The following is a 19794-nucleotide window of genomic DNA, read 5'->3' on the forward strand; positions in this document are numbered from 1 at the left end:
GGTTTCGCGTCTGACGCGTGCTTCAGAGAGAGGTCAATGCAGGTACGGACGCGCGCGCGGTTTGCGCCAGTGTGCTGATCTGCTTCGCCGCGGCGCCCAGTTGGCTCGCCTTCGACAAGGCGGCACTGGCTTGCCCCGGAAGGGCTTGCGAAAGTGCGCCTTGAACGAGTCCGACTGCCTGGCCGCCTAGCGTCTGCGTTAGCCCACTCCTGCCTTGCGCCGCCTGTCCCGCCACACTCGCGAACTGCGTTGCGCCGGAAAGCGCTGTACCGGCGTCGGTGGCGGACGGCAACAACCCACCAAGCTGCGAGAGTGCCGATGTGGCGACGCCGCTTGACTGAGGCGGCTGTGCAGGCCATGTCGCGGTCTTGAATACGCTGGACGGGTCGTACTGGTTGCGCGGATCCTCGCCGAACTGGACCTGTGCAGCACCGGCCGGCAAGCCGCTTACGATCGTGTGGCCGCTCCCGTCCAGTGCGCCTTTGCGTAGAATTGCGCCGTTGGCGTCCAGCACCGAGAACGTTCCACCCTTGAACGCCTCGCCATTCGCATACTGGTGCAGCAACTCGAGTTGCCCCGGTTGATCAGGGCGCGCGGCCGGCAGCGGATAGCCCTGACTGGTCGGACCGTTGAAGCTGTGCTGCGCGCCTTTTACATCGACCTTTCCCGGCGCATGGATGTCGATGTTGCCGCCAGATATACGGATGTATGCGCCGCCGCTCGTCAACAGGATTTCCTGGTCGGCGGCCGCTTCGATTTTTTCGGTTGCCGAGAGCAACCTGAACGTTTTCTGCGCAGTGAATTCCACGTCGTCGGACTGCGCTTTGATTTCAACCTTGCCTTTGGCAGCGAACAACTTCATGCCCGCGTTCTGAGCGAACAGACTGATTTTCTCGCCGACGCTTGCCAGTAGCGATTTGCCTGTCGCGATGTGCGTGCTCTGGCCGCTGACAAGGTTGACATGCTCGTTGGCTGCGATGTGAGTCGACTTCTGCGTTGCCATTGCGATACCCGCCGGCGTCGCGAACAGCATGATTGGTTCCTTGAAGCCGTTCGCGCTGCCGGTGCCGCCGCCCGCAGTGTTGCCGCCGTCGCTTGCGGTGCCGGTCACGCTGTTTTGCGTCGCGTCGGTGAAGGCCTTCAATGAGTCATAGCCCTCTTTCAGACTTCCGGCCTGATGGGTTTCGCTCGCCTGGCTTAGGGACTCGAGTACGCTTTCCGAATTGACCAGCTGATTGCTCGCGTCGCGTGCATCGAGAGGTTGGCTCGCCGCGCCAGTAGTCGGATGGGTCGATACGTACATACCCTGCGCCGCACGCACTGCACCGAAGGCATCGGATTTCAGGTCGTAACCACTGCCGAGATAAGCACCGCGCGCGTTGCCGGTTTGCGCGATCAGATAACCCAGATGAAGCTGCGAGTTGGCGCTCGTGCTGTACAGTTGCACGCGATTCTGGCCGGTCGCGTCGTCCATCACGATCTGGTTGTAGCCGCTACCCTGGTATTCCTTGGACTTGTAGCCTGACAGGATCCCGTTCGAATGCCAGTCAGGTGTTTTTGCACCGTTATAGACGCGCCCGGTCACGAGCGGCTTGTCGCAGTCGCCGTCGAGGAACGAGACGATGACCTCTTCGCCGATACGCGGCACGTGGACTGCACCGTAACTGCCACCTGTGTCCGACTGAACCACCCGCATCCAGCACGATGCATTTTCATCGCCGGGGTTCAGTCGATCCCAGTGCATCTGCACCTTGATACGGTTCAACTGGTCTGTGAAGACTTCCTCATTCGCCGGGCCCACCACCGTTGCCGTCTGCATGTGCATTTTCGGCTTGTGGTGCTCGAGTGGACTGCGAAACGGAATGGCCCGGCGCTGTGCTTCGACGGTAGCCATGAAGAAGCCTTCGCTACCGTCAGCCGCCTTGATGAGCAACGCTGGACCGCTCGCGTGCTGCGCCCGGGCTGCAGAAATTGTCTCGTTCAGGCTATGCGGGAAGTCTGTTGTGCCGGCAGAGACCGGCAGATTGTTTTCTACGATCCAGTCCACCGCGATCACCGCGAACTGCCGGTCCTGCTGGCTACCCGAGTTGTGCTCCGGGTGGTCCTGCAGTTCGAACCAGTGGCCGGCGTCGATGCGGCGCACCGCGCCTACGCCGTGAAAGCGTTTCGCACGCGATTCCCACTCCTCCATCCGCACTTTCGACAGTTGATCGCCGCGGTCCTGCTTGCCGTAGGTGTAAGCGCCCGTGTATTCGTACACTTCGGCCTGCTGCGGCAGGTCGCCCTGCGTGGTCAGCGTCGGGATCGCTGTTCCTTTGGGATTGGCAGGTACGGACGGGGCCTTGTAGTCGAACGTGCGTGTAGTGAGGGAGGTGCTTTGCAGCGTCCGTGTGCCGCTCCACTGAACGAAGGCATCGGTTTCGCTGTTAGTGCCTGATCGGTAGAAATCTACCGTCTGCGGCGACAGGGGTTGCAGACTGCCAATATCGTCGGTAATCACCAGGGTATGAGATTTGCCATCCGCAGCCTGTTCAAAATAGCCGAACAGGCCTTCCGTTTCCATCAAACGGTGGCAAAAATTCCAGTCATCCTCGTATTGCACACAGAATGAGCGCTGCGGCAATGTGTTTTTTAGGCTAAAGCGGAATGCGCCCTGCGCCTGAGGATGCATATTGAATACATCGGTGAGGATTTCATCGACTGCTTTATCCTGCCAGACGCGTGCATCTTTTCTGAAATGCAGAAAATGCATCCAAGAGACAAAACCGATCTGATAGCTGGTAATGGCGCTGTCGGAACCTAAACGGCGAGCGGTGTGGACATAACCGTGATGCGGGGCGTACGACTGGTCGGTTTGCTGCACCCAAAGCGTAACGGGCTGGGCGATCAGCTTCTTGAGTTCGATATTGTCGCTGGTTGAAACGGCATCCAGCGTGAATTCGTAATCCCGGCCGAGGCGCGAACGGCCCGCCAGTCTTTGTGGCAAAAGGACGTCGGGACCCAGCGGCGTGTCCAGTTTAAGCAGCCGATCGCTTTGAGCGAGCCCACCTTTTATTGCCGCGATTATCTCCTGCGCACCCATACTGCCTCTTTTTATGCAAATTGCGCCCCCGCGCTACCGCGCGATAATACAAAAGATTACCGGCTGATCGCAATCGTACATTCAAAATCAATTGTTAAATCGGAATTTATTTCCAGATTTGACGGGGCGACTTCATATCGGAACTAATGACGTGGTCGACGCTAACGTCGCCCAGCTGTCTTAACGCAAAGCGGGCTATCTCAGGCGACCTAGGTGTTTGCGACATCGAGGCGGAACTGACTCTCGTACCAATTCCGAGGTTGATATTCATGCAGCATCTATATGCTAACCTCGGGGGGACTATCGCGCGCATCTAGAACAGTAGCGATCGCCACGATGCACTGGTTGCAGTGTTATGCCGGAGGCATGAATGACACGTGAGAAACTCAAGCTCGCCGATTTGCTCGCGCGATACGATCCGTCAGCGCCCTATGCAGGCGAAGTATGGGCCGAGGCCCAACCAGTCGGCCGGGAATTCGGCGCTCCCGGCGGCGACGCCGAGACATTGCTGAAGCGGCTGCGCGGGAAGGTCCAAGGTTACGACGGCCCGACCGATCCTGTCTGGCCCCACGACGAGTCCTGACGCGTGGCTTGCGCCTGATGCTTTCGGTCAAACTCTCAACCCGGTGGCAATGAAAACGATTTTTCTGGACATCGACGGCGTATTACATCCGTCCACCGTTGGCGACCTCGAATACGGTCCACAAGGGCCAAAGGTGACCGGACTTGGCGTGTGCGCTCTTGAAGCAAAACTGGCGGAGCTTGTCTCAGGGAAAGCAGTCGATATAGCAATCCACAGTACATGGATTTACATGTTCGACGCTAGAACACTTAGGGCGGAATACCTGCCGCAACTGGGTCGAGTGGCACGAATCCTGTTGACGAACAGACGCATTGAAAGCCGGGCCCTTCGTATTCTCAATTATGTCCGGCGACGGCGGCTTTCTCACGACGAATATCTCATACTCGATGACGCGCCAAAGGAATTTGCGTCGGCGGTCACGCTCCTGCCTCGACTCGTTACCTGCGATCCGGCCCGTGGCCTCGATGACCCGAGCGTAATCAGGCAGGTCGAGGAATTTCTTCGCTAGCCATGAACCCGGGTCCGCTGACCCGTTGTCGGCGCGTTTATCCATGATGCACGTGCCGTCAGGAGCGCGCGACAGTTTGGTCACGCTATTTTATTTTTTGGCAAAAACGCACGGACTCTTTTATGGTGCGTCCGGCGAGGGTCCGTTTCCCATCATCGCATAACGGTTTGCGCGTGCATCCACCAGCGCATGGTGCCGCCCGTGATGCTCGCGGTAGTACTCCTCCTGGCGTCCCGGATCGAGTAGCTGGCCCACGTGGTGCGCCTGCCATCCTGCAGGCGGGCCATCGAGCAGTTCGCACAGCAGTTCCCAGTCACCGCCGTAGTCGAAGCACAGCACGCGATCGGGCTTGTCCGCGAACTGGTCAAGCCACGCGACGAGCGCCGCACGTAGCGCCTCGCGAGTGAACACTCGACCGGGATACTGGCCAAGTTGGGATAGTACCGCCGCGCGCACGAATTCATTGCAGCTCGCGCGATCGTAATCCGATCGCTCGCCATAGAACTCGCGGCCGTCGTCGGCCACCAGTGCGATGCTCACGAGGTCACAGTCGATGAAGTCGGTAAATTCCGTGTCCACGAAAAGCCGCATGCGTTACCCCGTTGAAGACAGGTTGGATCCGTCGCGGTGCGCGAGCCGGATTGAAGCGTTGGGCGCCAGAGTACGTGCGACTGAGGCCACAATTACAATTATGCGACAGGACGACCGCCGCAGCGACGATGATCCGTTCTGGCGCGAGCCACGCAGAAAGCCATCCGTCGTGTGCTTCAACAGAATCGCGATGAACCGGTCGAAGGCCGGGATTGGCCCCATCCACCTGACTCATTCTTGCGCACCTGGACTATCAATACATCTCTCAGTTTGAAGCGCCGAATTCGTGGATTTCATTGGCTGACATTGTCGGCAAACCACTGCCAGGTAATCAACGTTGACCGGCTTCAATATCAGATGTTGACTGCGATCTCCTCGCTTTCAACCTAGGAACGATGGGATTCGGTCATATCAACTGGCCTCCCACATATCGCACAGGATTCAATTGGGCCGATTCCAGACGTCGAATTGGTACTCCTTGGTCGCGCACAACCATATCTCGCCGGGCGTCGACGCCTGCACGTGAGCAATAGCATTCAAGCCCATAACTATTAGGATTTCGACTGACGATATCCCCTGATCGAAGTGCGTCCGCTCCGATTCCCGCGTGATGTTGAACACGGGATTGCCGAACATGCGGTTGCAGGTAAAGCACTGATATTCGTCGGCGCCCGATGACTCCATGATTACCTCTCCAATGTTCGTTGCCGTGTCCAACGGAGTGGGTCAATCAGGTGCACTGCTCTTCACTTGACACTGGCGAACTCTATTGTCGGGGTGAATTCGACCATCAAGAGACATTCATTCCGGTGTTGAAAAGCATCTTTCACCCGTGCGGAAATCGCCCCTGCAGCCAGTCGGACCAGTCCCACTCATAAGCGCATTCGCCCCTGCCTTCGATCACGGGACAGGCAGACCCACGCAGCGCCGCGCGAAACGCGTCCTGCCACGGCGCAGGAATATCACCCAGACATACGTAGTACGGGCGGCCCTTGTGCTCATGCACCGGGACGGCTTGCAGCGCGAGGCGTTCGGCATCTGTCATGCAGTTCGACCCAGTTGGTTAAGCCGCACTTGAAAGGCAATTTTATGACCGCTGGCGGGCGCGATGTCACCTTCGCGCCAGTCGGGCATGCTGACGTGTCCATGCCGAGCACCGGCCGCAAACATTCGTTCGGCCAGCTCGCACGGGTCGGCGCTCTCGATGGTCAGCCCGTTGTCGAACGTGCCGACGAGCAGTCTGAGTGCGGAATCAAACTGGACGTGGGCGGCTTTCACGGCTTGTCGGTATCGCACGCGAGCGCCCAACGGCCTGGCGGCACATTCGTGTCCAGGCCAAGCTGTTTTGCCGTTCCGATCGGCAATCGTACTACTACGTCAGCTCCGCCTTCTTCCCGCGTGCGCAACTCCATGGTCACGCCTTCCAACTGAAGATAAACCACGCCTGGATCAAACACATCTTCGTAGAGGTGCCAGGACGGCATGTCTGCTTCGTCCGAGTGGTGATGCGCTAGGGTCGCCTTGGTGCTCATGTTGTGTCATCCCTACAGTCAGATTTCGTCGTTTGTCGGCCATGCAGCATCGGTCGGGTTGTCTTAACGCCGGACCGTGCCGTGTAGGTGCTCCAGCGGAATGACCGGCTTCCCCGCCACGCCGGACGCGGGGCCCACTCCGGCGGAGGGGGTCATCATCCGTCCGACTCTGCGACCGTCGATCCAATGCACCGGAAAGTGCGCGCCAGTCGTCATATCCATATTCCAGCGCAATACTGAACGGCTAGCTGTCTATGAAATCGTGAACTCAGTATCGACAAAAATTCGCATCGCCGTGATGTTCGTTGTGGGTAATGGACCCCAGCTCATACCTCGACCAGCAGGCCAGGATTGAAGCCTGGGTTCAGATGCCGCGGCGAATACCCGCGCGGGTTGCAGATCACGCGTGTACCACACCCATTGGAATCATCATCGGCCGGAGCGATGTAATCGAAGCTTGTATGCATGTGACCGTGAATCCACAAGCAGACTGCGGGTCCCATAAGACTTTCAAGATCGGACGCGTAAGCTGGTGTCAACGAATCTCCCTCATACTGCACCTCGACAGAGCCTGGAGATGGCGCGTGATGCGTGACGACCACGGTCTTACCGTCAAATGGCTCATTCAACGCGTTGGCAAGCCACGCGCGCGACAACTCATGTCGCCGGACCGTATCTGCCGGGTACAGCTTCCGATACGACGGCGTCGCGCGAATCAGCCGGAAGTCCTGCATTGCACTTTGTGCATCCCGCATGCAGATCGCGGGGGTAACATCGCTGGCGTATAGCCTGAAATCCGTCCATAGCGTGCATCCGAGAAAGCGAACGTCGCCCAGGGCCTGGGTGTCGTTCTCCAGGATATGAATATTGGTTCCGTCCGCACGCTCGCGAAGCTTGCCCAGCGTGTAGTCAAAGTGACCCCCGTAAAATTCGTGATTCCCGGCCACCAGAAAGACTGGTTTCGCTGGATCGTTAACGAATGACTGCGCCCACTCGACGCTTCGATCCTTCGTATGGATATCGCCGGCAAGTACAACTGCATCCGCCTGCGCGATGATCTCAGCGTCGGCCGCGAGTGACTCAAATTCATTGTGCAGATCGGACAGGACAAGCAGCTTCATGGCTTCCCATCAAAGGTTTGATTGCGGAGCTGACTGGCTGGCGCCAATTCAGGGCGTTTGATAGCAGCAGGTCACTGGCGGCATCAGGACCATTCTGCGCTTTGTACTCCATCGGCGTTCCGCCGCAAGCGGCACCAATTGATTGAGCCGGCGCACTACCGCGCGCACAAGATCAACGAACCCAGTCTGATTTTCGATTCTGTCTAGCTGCGGAGGGCGCAGGCAACCATGCCTCGTGCCTTTTTGCAAACAGCAGTTCCGCCAGATCCCAGCGGCGCATAATTTACACGAATACAAGTGTACGAATTCTTTTCGTACTCGCTGACGGCTGCCAGATCGGCGTGTCCCTCTCGTTGCCTGCCTGGCTACAGTCCAGTGCAATGCATTCGATGGGAAAAGCGTCACTTCAAGAATGGAAAGACCAATTGAGGGCGCAACAGCCCCAACCGATCGATGCCTTCGCTCACTGTTCCGGTGGTTCAAGAGCGCGCTCTGCGACGTCGCACGGTGACAACGGTTTCACTTTTCTTGCCAGGCTCAGGTACCGTTTGCGCGTTAGAACAATCCAACACAGAAGTCGATCCAGAATCCGCTTCGTCTTTTGCGTTGGTACGGTTCAGCATGAACGCCGTTAGGCGCCACTCCGCGACAAGACGTTCCGCCAGTTCACGCTGCCAGCCAGAGCATTCGCAGAGCCGATCCATTTGCCATCGCCTTCGCGCGTTGGCATCTGACTCGGACAGGCTATCATCTGGCGGGCTCGGAGACTGCTGATCGAATGTAGCTAGAAGATCGTTCCAATTTTTGTAGCCGTATACATACGCGGTGATGTCCAAAGCGCGTTGGTGGTTCAACTGCTCATCGTTCACCAACTTACGCAAAAGCTTCGCCCTGCGCTTCGCTACGTCGGACGAGACTAGATAAAATTTCATAGCAATTCCGTCGTAAATGGTCTACATGGCATCGCCCGTCCCGGCAACGGGACATCGTTCGAACCAACCAAGATGTCCAGAATTTCACGGTCTTCAGCATTACCTCAAGGAGATTTCCGCGCCGACTGGTTTGCGGATCCAATACTGCCGTCCGCCATCGACTGATGGCCCAGTGACGATCTCAATGCCATGCTGCCTGGCCCAGCCGGGCGCTTCACTAGCGGAGATGCCGATCGTCTTCGCCACCGTGGACAGCGGCAGAAATTGCTCAGTGAACATCTGCAGGTCATCAACATCGACGACCCGCGCTGCTCGCCGCCGCAGCTTACCCATTCGGGTCCTGATCAGGCCTATGTTGATCAGGTGGTACATCACTTCCTGCTTGACGCCGAGCCGACGGGCAGCCTCAACAATAGATATCTGGCGGTCCGATTCGACACGCGCCTGTGTGGCAGAGACCACCTCACCACGATCGGCGAAAATCTCCCGCAACGCCGGCACCTTGTCCGGGCCGAAGCCCAGGCGTACGGTACCGTTCAAGAGCCCATTGAAGAATGCCACTGACGCTTCAACAGGAACGTACAGACGCAATATGTCGGCCAAGCTGACCGGGTCGTCAAACAGCGGTGCGTCCTCGACACAGGTCGCCACGATGCTGCCGAGCAGGCGGTCGATGGACCTCGTGTCGATCCGGGTTCCGGTTGAAGCAATCAGGCCTGCCTTCGCTAGCGCCTCGATACGTCTGGTGGACATCCCGGCATATCGAGCTGCTGCCTTCAATGGGATCAGCGAACGTTGGGTTGTCCGGAGACGCTGCAGGTCCGCGCGACTGATCACGAATTTCTGCCGTCCGGACCGGGTTCGCCTGACCGGTACTGTCGAGCCCGTCTGCGCAAGCATGTTGGCAATGGCAGGGTTTCGTGTCTTCTGCCGCTTATGCGGCTCCTCGTCTGCCTGCCCGGCAGCACCTTTGCGCTCCCATAGGACCACAGATCCATGCCGCAATGAAATCGCAACGTATGCTTCCAGCAGGTTCACCATCCAACCACGTTCAGCATCATGTAACTGCCTGCGCAGCATGGTGAGCAAACGCGGGAAGACTTGCGACAGCAAGGGGACATTGTTCTCGCCTGCCTGAGGCGAACGAAGGCGATCGAGCAAGTCAAAACAGGCCGACTGATCAGCGATCAATGACGCGCCAGCAGTCACGAGTAACTGTTCGACGTTTTCCGTCTGACGTGTGGCCTTCTTTAATGGCTTGCCTTGAAGCCCGAACTGCGCCAGCGCTCCCAAAAACCGCGCGAGATTCCATCGCTCGCCAACAGATAACGTTCCAGCGTTTGAGTCCGCTCGATCGGCAATTAACCGCTGGAGTTCGGTTGAAAAGATCGTTGCCGGTGCATCCTGTAATGGTGCGGCGCACGTGCAGTTTGCAAAGCGGATACGCTTCCAGCGCAAGATACGGTGACAGCCATTGCACGACGAGGTGAGCCAGCAGCGATGTTCAAAGCACGCCGCGGGCCCGGAGTACCAGTTTTCCCGCCAGTAGCAGTCAGATTCTGCCAGGCAATGAGGACACCAACGGGCAATGCCGTGTGTTTTCGGTAGGCTATTCTCAGCATAGTTGAGCCAGTTGGGGTTAGACAATCCGTTGGCAGCGGCGACCCGCAGGCGGTAACCGAGGAAGCTTTCATCCGGGTGTACAACGGGACGCACCAGAAGCCGCTCGTTGAACAGTGCGGCTCCTTTGGTGCGCCAGTCCACACCATGGATTTGTTCGTAGTTCATTCCGGTAACAATGAAAGCTGCTGAGAGGCGTACTTCTGGCGCGTACACCCAGTTATTTCGCCCTTTCTGAGTCGGTGAGCGCGTTCAAGCGCAGCGCAATCGACAAAATAGGCGGACAGACCGGCGCTTTCCCTCTGCCGGAAGATAGCAAATTTGCCGGTAAAGGCTTCCTTTAACACTTCTAGCGATGCCTTTTTGTAGCGCCCGCTCTTCGGAATCCACGCACCCAACAAGGGGTATAGGTGACCAGCTTCTGTTGGAAATGGCTGAGATATAACTTCTAGTCGTCGACATAGATCAGTCAGGTCTGACCGTTGAAAGAATTTATACGGATCAACCGCAATGGGACGAAGCAAACCTGCCCTCAATAGAGCAACAAATCCTCGTCGATCGATGTGCAGTTCATTAATCACTTGCTCTGGTGTTGCGTTCGAGGCATGCCATCTTCTGCATGTTTCGACTGCGTGAGAGGGCAAGAACGTATATCGCTTCAGGCCGTGCCGCGCAATGCGAACACCCTGGCAGATGTCGTTATCGATGAGATGCTTCACGAGCCTTGATGGGCAGCCAATGAGAGATGCGGCGCTTTCGAGGCTCACATATCCAACGGGTTGGTCGTGATCTGGACGGAGAATTTCATCAGCCGGCCTGATGCTTTTCTCGAATCCAATCAGAAGTCGCCTCCGCAAATCTGCAATCGGCAGTTTGGAGAAACACGTGGGTCTGTGTGCTTCGTCGATCAACATTCGACGCAACCGCGCGAGCACCTTGTCGCGATGCGAGCCCACGGTAATCTGGTCCAGAAAATTGCGAATTCCGTCGAGATTGGTCTCCAAGGAAAATTGGTATCTGTCGACAAGCTGAGCAAGTTCGGTTGGCCGTGTAGCACCTATCGAGGCACCTTCATACTCACGCACTTCAGTCGCAAACGCGTCGAGTAACGCCTCCAGAAACAGAATGCAAGTGAGTTGCTCGCAAGCGCCAGGGATGTCGTTCTCAACGATGGACCGTTCGAATCCCGACCACAATCGTTCTACGTGCCGCCGCTCGCTGGGCATAGGGCAAACTGCGCCGGCCCAAAGTTGTTCATCCGTAACCTCCGTAATGAAATACCTGTTCTCTTGCCTGTAGCCTTTCGTCATCACGGGCTCGGCCAGATCGTCCTTCAGACGGATATGGTGGATAGTGCAGACATCAAATACTGTGAGGCGCCAACGAGATCGAATGTGTCTCGACTGCGTCATGCACTCAGGGCAATACCGGATTTTGTTAGCACGTGTGACTACGCTCCATCGAGGCAACGTAGTTTCGCTCCAGATCGGATAGCCGTTTGGCTTGCTCACCGCGGTAGCTGGCAATGTTGGCCGAAAACGCTCAGTGTCGCTTAGTCGCGGACGGTGAATGCCATTTGCCCTTGCAACGCGGAAGAGGTAGGTTTCGACCCACTCGTCCTGAAGCATTTTCGGACGGCACAGGGGTAGTCCAGAATTGAAGTAAGTATTCATCTCAGCGCTCGACAGGTGCAAATGGTTCATCACCGTTCACAAGTGGCGTTTCGTTGAATGCCTTGTGAAAGGGATTCCGTGTATCTGGCGATCCCGGGTAGATGACCGTCCGGAAGGCCTCAGCCAGAACCGCGCCTGTCAATCTTGGAACAGGCTGCTCGTATGCCAGTTCCACAGCTCGCACGAGAAGACTTCGGATAGCACGCAGACGCCCATCGGTTGCAAATGTAAACAATCGAGCGATTGCAGCTTCCGAGAGGTCTATGGTGGGAAGTTCCCGCAGATATCCTTTGAAGGCTTTGAGGACGCTACGGAACTCCCGTTCCGCAGATTTGTTCGCCACTGAAAACCTGTCGATTTCAATGACCTCCCGAAACCTACCGCGAAATTGATCGTTGATCGCGAGCAAGCTCCTGGTCCGGGGTATGCCTGCTAACACAAACGACACTCGTGTCGCATCCGCCAAGCCCTTGAGCCAATCAGCAGTAGTGTGCAATGTTTTCTCGCCACCGCGATCAGTCAGGTGGTTGGCCTCGTCGACGATCACGAGCCTGACCCGACACTTTTCGATCAGGAAGATAAGCCGCTCAGTCAACTCGTCCTCCGGTCCGCTATGCCACTTGGAGTCTCCCAGCACCTTCAATAACCTGCTGGCCAATCTCTTTGGAGTAGGCGACTGACGAAGTGTTGCGAAAAGTACCGGGATCTCAGTAAACTCCTCGTGCACGATGCGTGGGTACTTCTGAACATACCTCTTGAGCAACGTCGATTTCCCAACCCCGGACTCGCCAAGCAGCATGAGGTGTTCGGCCTCCTCGTCGCCACACCGGTACTCACGCATACGGTCCAACGCCACCTGTATCTTCTTAACGTGAGGGAAGTGGATGAAGCTTGATTTGATATCCATAACGATGTCAGTGCAAGAATTTTCATGTTTCACGGTTCACCTCGGCGTTGATGGATTCGACTTCAAAATCGGAGAGATCGTCTGAATCAGAAGTGAACGTGGCAGCCGGAACGGTAATCTGCGGTGCGGGCATGGCAGGTTGGGGGCGATTGGCGGATTTCGACGTGGTATGCGCCAGACGGGCCCCGTGTTTACGCGCTTTCAACTTCTTCGACTGCATCGCCTCATGAGCCTTCTCGCGGATCATTTCTTTTCCATTTGCCCTGGTTCGTTGATGAGGATCGGAGTTTGCGTACTCACGCTTGAGGGCTTTCGCTTGCTCTACTGTCAAATTGTTGTACTGGTCATCGGAGTTGACAGCGCGGATATATTCTCTGTTAAGTGGATTCCACACCCAGATCAAGCCAGCGTTTTCGTAGGGAGCTTTGATTAGTACCCTCTGTTTCGCGGGTAGCATCCTGCGTAAAGCGAGCAATTCTGTGGACACGTATCTGAACGTATTGAAGTCGATGCCATAGTGCTGTAGGGCACACTCGTCGACACCACTGAATTCGATGTCGAGGTCCGCCGCATTACATTTAAGTACCGGCGGAAATGCCGCGGCACTCTCCTTCCACACATCGATTGGTGCGCGCCCTAATAGGCCTTTATGAGGTCGTAGATGATATTCAGACGTGATCCAGACGTGGACCATGTCGTTGAGTTGCTCGAACGTAATACAAGCCTCATCTTCCGACTTGAAGCCCACTCGTTGATGAACCTTCGCGAGGGTCGTTCCAGGGAGTTGATGGATGAAGGAGTAGTTGAATGTTCTGAGAAAGCGTTCAACGAATGGCTTATCGTTCGGATCGCGAGATGCAGCGTATTCGCACACCACGCCCAGATTTGTTAGAGCATCGACTACCGCATGGGCATGAAATTCTCTCCCGTTGTCCATGAGCAGGCGCTCTGGCCAACCGTGGCAAGGCCATTCCAAAAGTACCTCGGGAAATCGCTCTCTCAGATAGCTCTTCGGCATCATCGCGTGACGCAAAGCTTCGAATACAGCGTGAACGCCGTGTCCGGCAGAGCTGATACAGAATCCCAGTACGCATCGCGAAAACCGATCCAGTACAACGGTCAGATATGGGCGATCTATCGCTCTGCCCTCGGTGTCCGAGTAGATAAGGTCGATTGGCGTGTGATCGATCTCGACGATCTCAAGGATTCTGGTTACTTTGCGCGCGCAGAGCTGGTCGGCAAATCGACGCTGTGCCTCTCGTTCACCATAACGGGTGATCGTTCTCTCATATGCGTTGATGTTCCCGATTCGTCTTTGAATAGTCCGGAGTGCGGGAACTTTCAGCCTCTCAGACTCGATACGAGTCGCGTTTAGACGCTGGATTTCGAGGAACGTCGCGTCAAGGACATCCTCGGCAGATCCCCTTTTGTTGTTGAGGAATGCGGTTTCGATTTTTTCCTGAACGATACCTTCGACGATGCGGTCGAGGCGTGACTTCCCTTTGCCTCCCCGTAAATCTGTTCGATCAAGCAATGCACGCACATCGAGCCGTGCAATGCGGTACTGCGCACGCCAGCGGTATATTGTCGTGACGTGCGGCGGCTTCGGATCGTCCAGATCGATCGCTACTTTTTTAATCGTTTGACACAGTGTGGATCGAGAACCTTTGAACGCATCCACGCGGTCAAGCGCCACGAGATAGTTCACACGCCGTCGCGTCTCGAAGTCACCTTGACTGGCTGGTGGTGCGGCGGCTTCCAGCGCGTCCTTGAAAGCGTTGCGCATTGGAGGGCGTTGATACTGCCTGCTGTTAACTGTGCGAAGGTATCCCCGCACATACTCTTCCAGAAGATCCGCTTCACTGTGGCTGGAAAACGCACCAGTCACGAGGTTTTCCAGATGAGCAATGTCCTCCTGTACTCGAACGAGTCGGAACTTTCCCTCGCCGCGGAAGATAACCTGATCCATTTTGAAATTGGCCATGGTTGGCGCCCCTCCTAGCGAGTTGTGACTGACAGGAGACCATCCGGATCACGCTTCATGATCCGCCGAAGCAAATCGTCACATTGGCACTTTACGTCTTCCCACTGCTGCTGTATGTCTGCCGGAGGCAGCGTACCGTTTTCCGGATCCCACAGGGATGCGTCGATGTCTGGGTGGAACCTGGCGCGAAGTGGGCGCTTTCTGAAGAGGAGTGCGAGCTTTCCCTGGAGATCGTCCGCGAGGAGATCGGACCGCAAGACAATATGGAAACGGTGGCCACGTTCGCGGAGATGCGGTAAAACCGCCCGTATCCGGGCGGCAGATTTTGAGTGTGATGTGAACGTTCTGTCGTCTTTGACCTCAAGGAACACCGTTGAGTCGGCAGTCTCGATCTGAATTTCCACGTCAGGCGTATAACGCCGCTGGCGTGTGCCGTCTTTGTATTCGAATACCCGTGGCTGGGTTGTGAATACCTTGACTGATGGGGCTCCCTCCAAGGCTCGCAGCATCATCTCTTCTATGAGGCTTTCGAACTGAGCTGCCTTGGCTGACTTACGGCTCGGGAAAGTCCCTCGCACGCCACGGCCTGAGACGGTCACGATGCGGCGCGGCCGACGTGATGAGGGTTGATGATTCGCTAAGGTTTGAGAGATTTTGGGCACGAGTCTTCTCCATCGCGTGTCTCAACGAGACGCTTACGTCTAGGGAATGCGCCTCCATTCGACAGCAATGTGATGTCTAAAACGCCGTCGCAAATAGACGGGCGACGGCGCAAATTCGATCAGATTTGGTCGAACTTCTTGGTGGCGCAAATCGTAGGGAAAAAGAGGGACTTGACGCTGAGGTCAGATAGGTAGAGACTCGGCTTTGTCGGGAGACGAATCGCTACTGGTTCCGATCCAAAGCGCTGCAGGCCTTCGGGTTTGTGGCGCTTTTGTTTTTTACATTGCTCCTCCTTGGCTGCTTGCACTGGTTGCATCGATCGCGGCCGTACGGTTTCGTCGAATCGCAGCATGCACGCGAGCGAACGCCTCCATATCTTCCTCTGACAGTCCGTCGTCGCGCACAAGCGCGGCGATGACTCGGTATTTGTACACGGGCAACGGATCTGACAAGTGAATGTAACGCTGAGAACATGTAGCCACAATCGCAAGCTCCTGCTTGCCGTTCGCGTCCAGGTTCAGCGCGTCTCCTAACTGTTCAATGAATGCGACGCCGTCGGGCGTGCGAATCCCTCGTTCAATCGCGCTGATGTAGCCGTCGTCGACGCCCACTCGGCGAGCAAGCTCGGTCTGTGAGATGCGAAGCTCTCGTCGACGGGTACGCACGAAATTTCCAAGGTTTGTCACGTTGATATCGACAGCAGAGTGATGTTGAGATGAATACCGAGGGTAGCTGGATTCGGTCGCTTTCGCAAAGTCAGTATTCGGATATTTTTTTGAATCAGTTTTGATACGAATGCCACATTGAAGGATTCATCGTCCGCAATGTATAGAAACATCTATTTTGTAGTGCAAATTAATATATGTTTTTGACTATCCAACGGTGAAGGTAGTCTAGCGACCGATGGCCGGGAAGTTCACGGAGAGAATTCAGATGGCGTGCGCTCAAATTTCGAACGAGTGCTCGGAAGAGACGAGCATGTTGCAGAGGGTGTGCCAAGGCTACTGACCGACGTACGTAAAGATTTCGGCGAGAGGCACGAGGGCAAGATCACTCAGTTGGGCACTTTCATGCAATCCAGCCACTTTTGCGGTTAGTCACAAAAGATTTAGTAGCTGCCGACCGGCCGGCAATGATCCGATATTCCTAGCTGATTTCGAGCACGGCAAATATTCCCTATTGGGTTCCTGCAAACGATGACTTCGCGCATTAATAGAGCGTCACGAGTCTCGGGGACAAATTCGGCCGCATAGTAGCCGCCCGCGCGAATATTGGATTTGAAGCTCGGCGCGTTCCGGTTTCGGGCATTTCTCGACGGTCGGATCAGCTTCGATAAGAACAGCGTGGCTTGCACGTCCATGCAGGCGCGTCAATCGAAACGAACGCCGGCTGTCCCAAAAGGCGCCTGCGTCGATCCGAAAGCGATCGATTGCGTACACCCTTCTTACACGTGTACGAAAAATAGCTTGGGACTTTATGTAGAGCGCCTAGGATTCGTACGCCATTTTCGTACACTGTTCATGTGCGTCTCTGTGAGTCCAATCAGGTTTTATGTCAATGTCATGCCTAATTTCTTCACTGAGCGATGAGGGTATCAGCGTATGACGAGCAGTGTATCCCGGGCACCGATCAAATCCGCGGCCAGCTATTTCCGCGCGATCGAGACGCTTGATCGGCTATATAAGGTTCGTCGGCAGGAGCGGTCCCGTACCGGTGAGGAAACGATGAATATGTTCCTCTTGGAACGCGTCCATTTGGATGGAAACCTTGAAAGGCGCCAGGAAGACGTACTGATCGAAAAACTCGAAAAGCGAATTTTTGCCTACTTCGATTCGCTATCCGACGAGAAACGCGACCAGCTGAAAAAGAGCAGCCGCAAGCATACCCATCGCGGGTTACTCGACGAGTACGAGGATCGCAAGGAGCAGTACGCCTGGCAGAAGGGATGGTGTGCCGGCGGCAATCTGATGCAATGGCAAAAGGAGCGGGCAAGAGCTCTCGGGCAAAAATGGTCGACCCATCTGATGCTCGACTGCATGCCAAATACTGATCGCGCCAGTGAGAGTCTCGCACGGCGGCAGCGGGTGGACCAATTTGTGTCATGGGCAGCAAACCCGGCTGGGGATCCCACCATCGAAGCCAAACGGATTGCCACGTTCGTGGACGCGGTGTGGCACGCTCAGTCCGGTTATCGACAGATCGTCGGACTGAGCGCACACCAGAAGGCCTTCCAGCAGTTGCGCCAACGTCATTTTTTCCCGGACCTGATCGAATTGATGGGCACGCCGGAACTGGCTCATCACGAGACTGATGGAACGCTGACGACCGAACGTAAAAGGCAGTTGCTGTTGCTTGGCACTTTCCCCTGGCGCGGCATGTTGCTCGCCTATGAGCGCTTCTGGAGTCCCGATGGATGGCGTCTGAAAAGCGGCTTTCAATGGCGGGTGGCGATGAGCTGCCACTGGCCTCGGCCTTACGCCTTTATGACCTTGGCGGACGTGCTACCGCAACCGCAGGCATACGAGTGGGATGACTTCATGAAGGCCTGCCAAGCTTGGGGGATCAAGAAGGAAACGAAGACCGGCAAAGGCCTACCGCGAGCCCAGCGTCGGCTGCAGTGCGAGCATTGCCTGAACTGGGTGTTCTCAGACGCGAGCAGGCGGCTCAGTTTGGGGGGGATTCGGGGAAGATATTGTCTCTCGTGTTATCAGACTTTGCGGATGGCTCGTGCCTTAAAAGAGCTGGAGCAAAAAAGGAAACCATCGACTTCGCTGAGCGGCCGCAAAAAATTCTGGGAATAATGGCGCTTTCGTGGCGGCATGATATGATTTTGCTGTTATGGTGCGGTAATTGCACCAAGCGAATCCAATAGTATTTAGCCCGGCCCGGCAGGCGCTACCGTAGACAAACGGCAATCCCCGGATAACCAGCGAATACCCTCGATAAAAATAACGCGCCCTGAGCTTTGATCGCGCCGGCAAAAGAAGCCGCCGCCGCTGATCTTCGGACAGGGGAGATGTGCTTAGTTCAAGTTGCGTCATCGTGCGCGAGCGCCTGCCCACTTGGCCGGCGGAAGAAGATTCAAGGTCCTGGCAGCGCGACGCGTTGCGACATCGTCAGTCGACAGCTGGCGTTGCAGGAAGCTGCGGCCTGTATGGCGCCCAGTCTCACGGCCTCATTGCGGGCGTTCGCCCTGAATTATGACCGTTTGACTGCCGAGCGGATCGCGTCAACAGCCTACCGCTAGGTAATCCGCGAGCCGGAACGGCGTAGCTAACACCAGATGCCTAGAGTCCAGGATTGTGATTCCTGGGCGCTAACCCGCCGGTTTGGACTGGCCAGAACCGCTGTTTTTCAGTAGCATTTCCGTAGTGGGGCCTTCGTGCGCCCCGCTTTTCGCAAAAGGCCGCCTCGTGCGGCCTTTTGCATTTCTGACCCGCCCATCGAGGCGGGTTTTTTTTATTGGCAAAAGCAAAATGAAAAAGGTCAATTGGACCCTGGTCATTGTCGCCCTCATCCATGCGATCAAGGCAATCACGGTTGCCGCGATTCATGCGCATGAGGCGATCACGGTGACCCAGATCCAGCACCTCATTCACTAAGCGCCAATCCCGATCTTTCTCTCCGTCACCCAGCAGTCCGTGACGGGTCGGTGAATTTTTTGGCCACTGACCTGTTGCGGCTTCCATTGGCATTTCTATATATGATAATGTCCTTTATCAAACATAAAGAGAGGGACCATGCCCACACGTTCACCCGAGGTAATTGAGCGCGGGATCGGACGCCTGCAGGAACGAATTGACACGCTTACGTCATTCGATGTTCAGGCTCTAAAGAAAGAAATCATGCCTCCCGAGCTGGCTGCACTGTCGGCGGCAATCGCGGACACGCTTGAGCGATGCTTCGGCAAGGACACTACGACGTATCGTCGATACAAGCCGGCTACTGCGCTGAGGCCAATACAGTCCAAAAGCTACAGCAATGAGTTCTATTTCCGGCAAGAGGTCCGCGAAAATTGCGCGCGTTCCGTTGCGCTTTTGCAGGAAGCACAGCGAGCACTTCGCGAAGATATGGAGGATGCCACGCATGTAGCGCCGGAGCAGGTTTTTCCTTCGACGGCTCTTTCCCGGCGCGTATTCGTGGTCCATGGCCACGACGGCGAGGCACGCGAGACGGTTGCCCGTTTTCTGAAAGCGATGGCCTTCGAGCCCGTCATCCTGCACGAGCAGGCGAACCAGGGCGGCACCGTCATCGAGAAGTTCGAAGCCAACAGCGATGTTGGGTTTGCCGTGGTGCTGCTGACCCCGGACGATCTGGGCCGCAGCCTCAAAGAGGAAGAGCTGAAGCCGCGTGCTCGACAGAACGTCCTGCTTGAGCTCGGGTACTTCATCGGCCGTCTCGGGCGTAACAAGGTGTCTGCACTCAAGCGCGGCGACGTCGAGCTCCCCAGCGATTATGTCGGCGTCGTCTGGGAAAAGATGGATGACGGTGGAGGCTGGAAGCTGGCTTTGGCTCGTGAACTCAAGGCCGCAGGTCACGAGGTGGATCTGAACAAGGCGTTTTCGCTGTGAATCCGCTTGTCGCGCTCGACGCCACTT

General features: G+C 56.2%; 19 protein-coding genes. 5 read left to right on the forward strand and 14 right to left on the reverse strand.

Annotated features, from left to right (window positions below):
• Positions 1-22 precede the first annotated feature (22 nt).
• The gene (locus B0G75_RS07985; RefSeq protein ID WP_106302889.1) at positions 23-3082 is read right to left on the reverse strand and encodes a type VI secretion system Vgr family protein; all 3060 of its coding nucleotides are present in this window, start codon (positions 3080-3082) and stop codon (positions 23-25) included.
• A 370-nt stretch (positions 3083-3452) separates the two neighbouring features.
• On the opposite strand from B0G75_RS07985, the gene B0G75_RS07990 reads away from it, so the two are divergent.
• Together B0G75_RS07990 and B0G75_RS07995 are read left to right on the forward strand one after the other, a co-directional pair.
• Positions 3453-3665 (forward strand): hypothetical protein, encoded by a 213-nt coding sequence (locus tag B0G75_RS07990; protein WP_106302892.1) that lies wholly within the window; start codon positions 3453-3455, stop codon positions 3663-3665.
• Positions 3666-3714: 49 nt separating this feature from the next.
• The gene (locus tag B0G75_RS07995; RefSeq protein ID WP_106302894.1) at positions 3715-4173 is read left to right on the forward strand and encodes an HAD domain-containing protein; all 459 of its coding nucleotides are present in this window, start codon (positions 3715-3717) and stop codon (positions 4171-4173) included.
• A gap of 120 nt (positions 4174-4293) precedes the next feature.
• On the opposite strand, the gene B0G75_RS08000 is transcribed toward B0G75_RS07995, so the two are convergent.
• The 13 genes from B0G75_RS08000 to B0G75_RS08060 all read right to left on the reverse strand — a co-directional run bounded on the left by B0G75_RS08000 (position 4294) and on the right by B0G75_RS08060 (position 15882).
• Positions 4294-4764 (reverse strand): 3'-5' exoribonuclease, encoded by a 471-nt coding sequence (locus B0G75_RS08000; RefSeq protein WP_106302897.1) that lies wholly within the window; start codon positions 4762-4764, stop codon positions 4294-4296.
• Between the two features lie 441 nt (positions 4765-5205).
• Positions 5206-5448, reverse strand: coding sequence for a hypothetical protein (locus B0G75_RS08005; RefSeq protein WP_106302900.1), 243 nt, complete (start codon positions 5446-5448; stop codon positions 5206-5208).
• 142 nt (positions 5449-5590) lie between these two features.
• Entirely contained in the window at positions 5591-5809 is a 219-nt protein-coding gene (locus B0G75_RS08010) for a hypothetical protein (protein WP_106302903.1), read from the reverse strand.
• Positions 5806-6042 (reverse strand): hypothetical protein, encoded by a 237-nt coding sequence (locus tag B0G75_RS08015; protein WP_106302906.1) that lies wholly within the window; start codon positions 6040-6042, stop codon positions 5806-5808. The genes B0G75_RS08010 and B0G75_RS08015 overlap by 4 nt, the downstream gene beginning before the upstream one ends.
• Positions 6039-6296: a hypothetical protein gene (locus B0G75_RS08020; protein ID WP_106302909.1), complete on the reverse strand. Its 258-nt coding sequence runs from the start codon at positions 6294-6296 to the stop codon at positions 6039-6041. The genes B0G75_RS08015 and B0G75_RS08020 overlap by 4 nt, the downstream gene beginning before the upstream one ends.
• 326 nt (positions 6297-6622) lie before the next feature.
• Positions 6623-7417: a metallophosphoesterase gene (locus B0G75_RS08025; protein WP_106302912.1), complete on the reverse strand. Its 795-nt coding sequence runs from the start codon at positions 7415-7417 to the stop codon at positions 6623-6625.
• A gap of 479 nt (positions 7418-7896) precedes the next feature.
• A complete protein-coding gene (locus B0G75_RS08030) occupies positions 7897-8349 on the reverse strand; it encodes a glyoxalase superfamily protein (RefSeq protein WP_106302915.1) in 453 nt (150 codons plus the stop codon).
• Positions 8350-8448: 99 nt separating this feature from the next.
• Positions 8449-10137 (reverse strand): hypothetical protein, encoded by a 1689-nt coding sequence (locus B0G75_RS08035; protein WP_146142486.1) that lies wholly within the window; start codon positions 10135-10137, stop codon positions 8449-8451.
• Entirely contained in the window at positions 10134-11642 is a 1509-nt protein-coding gene (locus tag B0G75_RS08040; RefSeq protein ID WP_181309198.1) for a TniQ family protein, read from the reverse strand. The genes B0G75_RS08035 and B0G75_RS08040 overlap by 4 nt, the downstream gene beginning before the upstream one ends.
• 1 nt (position 11643) lies before the next feature.
• Positions 11644-12549, reverse strand: a complete 906-nt coding sequence (locus B0G75_RS08045) for a TniB family NTP-binding protein (RefSeq protein WP_106302924.1) — start codon at positions 12547-12549, stop codon at positions 11644-11646.
• A gap of 22 nt (positions 12550-12571) precedes the next feature.
• A complete protein-coding gene (locus B0G75_RS08050) occupies positions 12572-14533 on the reverse strand; it encodes a DDE-type integrase/transposase/recombinase (protein WP_106302927.1) in 1962 nt (653 codons plus the stop codon).
• Between the two features lie 14 nt (positions 14534-14547).
• Positions 14548-15195: a TnsA endonuclease N-terminal domain-containing protein gene (locus tag B0G75_RS08055; RefSeq protein ID WP_258194246.1), complete on the reverse strand. Its 648-nt coding sequence runs from the start codon at positions 15193-15195 to the stop codon at positions 14548-14550.
• A gap of 279 nt (positions 15196-15474) precedes the next feature.
• Positions 15475-15882, reverse strand: coding sequence for a helix-turn-helix domain-containing protein (locus B0G75_RS08060; RefSeq protein WP_106302930.1), 408 nt, complete (start codon positions 15880-15882; stop codon positions 15475-15477).
• Between the two features lie 915 nt (positions 15883-16797).
• Between B0G75_RS08060 and B0G75_RS08065 the strand changes: the two genes are divergently transcribed.
• From B0G75_RS08065 to B0G75_RS08070, 3 genes are all read left to right on the forward strand, one after another.
• Positions 16798-17997, forward strand: coding sequence for a hypothetical protein (locus B0G75_RS08065; protein WP_258194247.1), 1200 nt, complete (start codon positions 16798-16800; stop codon positions 17995-17997).
• A gap of 675 nt (positions 17998-18672) precedes the next feature.
• Positions 18673-18798: a hypothetical protein gene (locus B0G75_RS41200; RefSeq protein WP_258194248.1), complete on the forward strand. Its 126-nt coding sequence runs from the start codon at positions 18673-18675 to the stop codon at positions 18796-18798.
• A gap of 138 nt (positions 18799-18936) precedes the next feature.
• Entirely contained in the window at positions 18937-19767 is an 831-nt protein-coding gene (locus B0G75_RS08070) for a TIR domain-containing protein (protein WP_106302933.1), read from the forward strand.
• Positions 19768-19794: the final 27 nt, after the last annotated feature.

The sequence above is a fragment of the Paraburkholderia sp. BL18I3N2 genome, assembly GCF_003001875.1.
GTDB lineage: Bacteria > Pseudomonadota > Gammaproteobacteria > Burkholderiales > Burkholderiaceae > Paraburkholderia > Paraburkholderia phytofirmans.

What these genes read in the sequence shown, in the direction of transcription:
- B0G75_RS07995 (WP_106302894.1), top strand. Translation starts at nt 3,715, where the DNA reads ATGAAAACGATTTTTCTGGACATCGACGGCGTATTACATCCGTCCACC.
- B0G75_RS08070 (WP_106302933.1), top strand. Translation starts at nt 18,937, where the DNA reads ATGCCCACACGTTCACCCGAGGTAATTGAGCGCGGGATCGGACGCCTG.
- B0G75_RS41200 (WP_258194248.1), top strand. Translation starts at nt 18,673, where the DNA reads ATGAAAAAGGTCAATTGGACCCTGGTCATTGTCGCCCTCATCCATGCG.
- B0G75_RS08040 (WP_181309198.1), bottom strand. Translation starts at nt 11,642, where the DNA reads ATGAATACTTACTTCAATTCTGGACTACCCCTGTGCCGTCCGAAAATG.
- B0G75_RS08000 (WP_106302897.1), bottom strand. Translation starts at nt 4,764, where the DNA reads ATGCGGCTTTTCGTGGACACGGAATTTACCGACTTCATCGACTGTGAC.
- B0G75_RS07990 (WP_106302892.1), top strand. Translation starts at nt 3,453, where the DNA reads ATGACACGTGAGAAACTCAAGCTCGCCGATTTGCTCGCGCGATACGAT.
- B0G75_RS08050 (WP_106302927.1), bottom strand. Translation starts at nt 14,533, where the DNA reads ATGGCCAATTTCAAAATGGATCAGGTTATCTTCCGCGGCGAGGGAAAG.
- B0G75_RS08020 (WP_106302909.1), bottom strand. Translation starts at nt 6,296, where the DNA reads ATGAGCACCAAGGCGACCCTAGCGCATCACCACTCGGACGAAGCAGAC.
- B0G75_RS08065 (WP_258194247.1), top strand. Translation starts at nt 16,798, where the DNA reads ATGACGAGCAGTGTATCCCGGGCACCGATCAAATCCGCGGCCAGCTAT.
- B0G75_RS08035 (WP_146142486.1), bottom strand. Translation starts at nt 10,137, where the DNA reads ATGAACTACGAACAAATCCATGGTGTGGACTGGCGCACCAAAGGAGCC.
- B0G75_RS08005 (WP_106302900.1), bottom strand. Translation starts at nt 5,448, where the DNA reads ATGGAGTCATCGGGCGCCGACGAATATCAGTGCTTTACCTGCAACCGC.
- B0G75_RS08045 (WP_106302924.1), bottom strand. Translation starts at nt 12,549, where the DNA reads ATGGATATCAAATCAAGCTTCATCCACTTCCCTCACGTTAAGAAGATA.
- B0G75_RS07985 (WP_106302889.1), bottom strand. Translation starts at nt 3,082, where the DNA reads ATGGGTGCGCAGGAGATAATCGCGGCAATAAAAGGTGGGCTCGCTCAA.
- B0G75_RS08010 (WP_106302903.1), bottom strand. Translation starts at nt 5,809, where the DNA reads ATGACAGATGCCGAACGCCTCGCGCTGCAAGCCGTCCCGGTGCATGAG.
- B0G75_RS08025 (WP_106302912.1), bottom strand. Translation starts at nt 7,417, where the DNA reads ATGAAGCTGCTTGTCCTGTCCGATCTGCACAATGAATTTGAGTCACTC.
- B0G75_RS08030 (WP_106302915.1), bottom strand. Translation starts at nt 8,349, where the DNA reads ATGAAATTTTATCTAGTCTCGTCCGACGTAGCGAAGCGCAGGGCGAAG.